This is a genomic window from Microbispora triticiradicis, from assembly GCF_005864065.1.
GTDB lineage: Bacteria > Actinomycetota > Actinomycetes > Streptosporangiales > Streptosporangiaceae > Microbispora > Microbispora triticiradicis.
This window is the reverse complement of sequence record NZ_VANP01000052.1, coordinates 1-566: the sequence shown is the minus strand read 5'-3', so window position 1 is coordinate 566 and position 566 is coordinate 1. Positions and strand designations below refer to the sequence as shown.

Annotated in this window: 1 pseudogene; it reads right to left on the bottom strand. The window is 68.9% G+C overall.

Annotation, left to right across the window (positions count from 1 at the left end):
* A pseudogene (locus tag FED44_RS35485) lies at positions 1-322 on the bottom strand (sugar ABC transporter substrate-binding protein); the annotation flags it as partial.
* Positions 323-566: the final 244 nt, after the last annotated feature.

Below are 566 nucleotides of genomic sequence, written 5' to 3'. Positions count from 1 at the left end.
ACTCCACCGCCGAGATCTGCTGGTTGATGTCGTTGGTCGGCTCGACCGCCTTGAGCTCCACGTCGGAGTACTGCTTGGCGGCGTCCGCGGCGTTCTTGCTGATCGCGGCGATCCAGCCGTGGTCGGCGGCCGGGGCCGAGAAGCCGATGACGACCTTGTCGCCAGGGGCGTCGTTGCCGCCGCTGGCCGCCGCCGCCGGCGCCGCGGCCGGAGCGCTGGCCTGCGCGGCCGGCTCGTTGCTGGTGCAGGCGGTGATGAGGGCGCCTGCGCCGATGACGGCTCCGCCGAAGAGGAAGCCCCGGCGGCCGGGGTTCTGCGTCATTTCTTTCTCCTTGCAGTGGGGATGGACGTGCTGACAAAGGGCGTGAGAGGCCGGGACCACGGCCGTGGGGCGGTGGCCAGGCGGAGTTCGGGGGTCAGGTCGCTGATTTGAGGCTTTGCCGCTGCAGCAGCACGGCGGCGACGATGATGACGCCCTTGGCGACAAGCTGGTCGGCGGTGTTCAGCCCGTTGAGGATGAACAGGTTGGTGATCACCGTGAAGATCAGCAGACCCAGGATCGAGCC